The sequence below is a fragment of the Candidatus Deferrimicrobiaceae bacterium genome (genome assembly GCA_035256765.1).
In the GTDB taxonomy this organism is placed as follows: Bacteria; Desulfobacterota; Deferrimicrobia; order Deferrimicrobiales; family Deferrimicrobiaceae; genus CSP1-8.
Map to the genome: position 1 here is coordinate 1 of DATEXR010000247.1, position 2,407 is coordinate 2,407.

2 protein-coding genes and 1 tRNA gene are annotated in these 2,407 nt (G+C 63.9%); all 3 read left to right on the forward strand.

Annotated elements, in window-relative coordinates; genetic code table 11:
- Positions 1-83: 83 nt before the first annotated feature.
- The 3 genes from VJ307_08280 (at position 84) to VJ307_08290 (ending at position 2,340) form a co-directional block, all read left to right on the forward strand.
- A complete protein-coding gene (locus tag VJ307_08280) occupies positions 84-644 on the forward strand; it encodes an isochorismatase family protein (GenBank protein ID HJX74139.1) in 561 nt (186 codons plus the stop codon).
- Positions 641-2,188: a VCBS repeat-containing protein gene (locus VJ307_08285; GenBank protein HJX74140.1), complete on the forward strand. Its 1,548-nt coding sequence runs from the start codon at positions 641-643 to the stop codon at positions 2,186-2,188. Before VJ307_08280 ends, VJ307_08285 begins: the two co-directional genes overlap by 4 nt.
- A 75-nt stretch (positions 2,189-2,263) precedes the next feature.
- Positions 2,264-2,340: transfer RNA gene (locus tag VJ307_08290), tRNA-Met, on the forward strand.
- Positions 2,341-2,407: the final 67 nt, after the last annotated feature.

Consider the following 2,407-nt stretch of genomic DNA (forward strand, 5'->3'; position numbering starts at 1 on the left):
CTGGTCACCGAAACCGGGTTCGAGAAACTGACTCTCATGGAAGAGGGGATCATCGTCTGCGAAACCACGGAGAAGGGGGAAACATGACCGATTTTCTGAACCGGGAGGAGGCGGTCCTTCTCGTCGTGGACGTGCAGGAGAGGCTCGTCCCCGCCATCCACAAGGACCTCTACCCACGGGCGCTCAGGAATATGCAGATCGCGATCGAGGCGGCCGGGACGCTCGGGATTCCGATCCTCCTCACGGAGCAATACCCGAAAGGTCTCGGCAGGACCGTACCCGAGGTCATGGGAGCGCTCGACGGAAAGGAGTACCGGCTGTTCGAGAAGATGACCTTCAGCTGCGCGCGGGACGAGGGGTTCCTTTCCGCGGTTTCCGACCTGAACCGGCGGCAGGTGATCCTCGTGGGGATGGAGACCCACGTGTGTGTCTACCAGACCTCGGTCGACCTTTGCCGCGCCGGCTACTCTCTCTTCATCCTCGACGACGCCGTCTCCTCGCGCTTCCTGCACAACTACCAAAGCGGCCTGCAGGCTCTCCGGGACGCCGGCTGCACGGTCATCAGCACGGAAACGGCGATTTTCGAGCTCCTCAAGGTGGCGGCGACGCCCGAGTTCAAAAAGGTCTCCTCGCTCATCAAATGAGGGCGCGTCCCCTCCTCATCGCCGCCATCGCGGCGTTCTCCTGCGGGATGATCCTTGCCCAAGTCCAGGCCGGCCGGCAGAGCGTCGCCCTTGTTCCGCCGCAACCCGTCGGTATGGAAGAGGGGCAAGGGATCTCCGCGCTTCTCGCCCAATCCTTGGCGGAAAATCTGAAAGACCGGTTCGACGTCCACCTCGTCGAGGGGGACCCGGGGAACGATCCCGGGTGGTGGAAGCGGAAGGCGCGCGCCCTCGGCGCCACGTATGTCCTGACGGGAACCGTATCCCGGATCGGCCGAACGGCCACGCTCGACCTGACCCTGGCTCCGACGGAGGACCCGGGAAAGGGGAGGACGGTATTTATCACGGCCGGGGAAGGAAGATTCCCTGCGGAAAGCACCGGTGCCGGGAGGCCGGGCGAACTGCCTCCCGCGTATCGGCAGATGGCCGCCGAGGCGTCCGCGAAGCTCAAACTCCTTTTTTTCGGTGGCGGGCAGATCGGCGAGGGAGGCACAGGGAGAAAGATCCCGTCCCTCAACGGGAAGGTCAGTCGAAGCAAGAATATTCCCGGGGAGGTCATCTCGCTCGCGGCGGGGGACACGGACCGGAACGGGAAACCCGAGGTCGTCGCAGCGCTTCCCGATTCCCTGGTGATCTACCAGGTGACGGGGGAAGACCTGGTCGAAAAATCCCGGATCCCGGCGCCGGAAGGGGGGCTTTTCCACGTCGATGTCGCCGACCTGAACCGGAACGGGATCGCCGATATCGTCGTCGTGCGCTACCTCTCCGGCAGGGCGGTCTCCGACGTGTGGGAATTCGACGGGAAGCAGTACCGGCGGATCGCGGGCGACATCCCCTACTTCCTTCGCACGGCGGACATGGGACCCGACGGGATGGTCCTCCTCGGCCAGGAATCCGATCCCGTGACGATTTTCAAGGGGCCCGTATTCCGGATCCCCCCGGGCCGGTTCGGGGCGGGGGAGTTCTCCGGTCGGAACGCTCCTCTTCCCTTGCCCGCGGGCACGTGGATCTATTCCTTCGTTCCCGTCCGGTATCAGGGAGGCCTTCGGTTCGTGGCCCTGGAGGAGGGGGGCAGGCTCCGGTTGATCGACGGGAAAGGGGAAAAGCTGTGGGAGAGCATCGACGCGGTCTCCGGTACCGGGCTGTCCCTCGATGCCGCGGTCACGGAGCTTCCCGGTCCACCCGGGGAACGGGTCGCCCGGCGACTCTTCCTGCCCGAAAGACTCTTCGCCGCGGACCTCGACGGGGACAGGAACGACGAGATCGTCGTCGTGAACAACATCGTGTCCGCCGGCGGGTTCTTCGAGAACCTGCGCATCTATACGAACGCGGAGGTCCTCTGCTTCGGTCAGAACAGCGACAGCCTGGAGCTGGTCTGGCGCACGCCCCAGATCGAGAGCCCGGCGATGGACGCCTTTCTCGACATCCGGCCCGGCGGGAAATCGCCGCGCATCGCCGTCGCCTCCCGCGACAGGGCGAAGATCCTGGGGAAGTTCGGGGAATGGCGCCTCTACTGGGTGAAGTAAGAGACCTTTCCCCGCAGCAAATTCCGGTTTGAAACGGCACACCTTCGTCTTATAATAACTGTTTCCTGCATGCGTGGCGGTGTAGCTCAGTTGGTGAGAGCATGCGGCTCATATCCGCAGTGTCCGGGGTTCAAGTCCCTGCACCGCCACCAGTCTTTTCCCACTCCCTCCGAGCGCGATTCTCCCGGTTCGTGTGCGGCCTGATTGTGTTAAAATCGT

Coding starts and splice junctions, on each gene's coding strand:
- VJ307_08285 (HJX74140.1), top strand. CDS start 641: ATGAGGGCGCGTCCCCTCCTCATCGCCGCCATCGCGGCGTTCTCCTGC.
- VJ307_08280 (HJX74139.1), top strand. CDS start 84: ATGACCGATTTTCTGAACCGGGAGGAGGCGGTCCTTCTCGTCGTGGAC.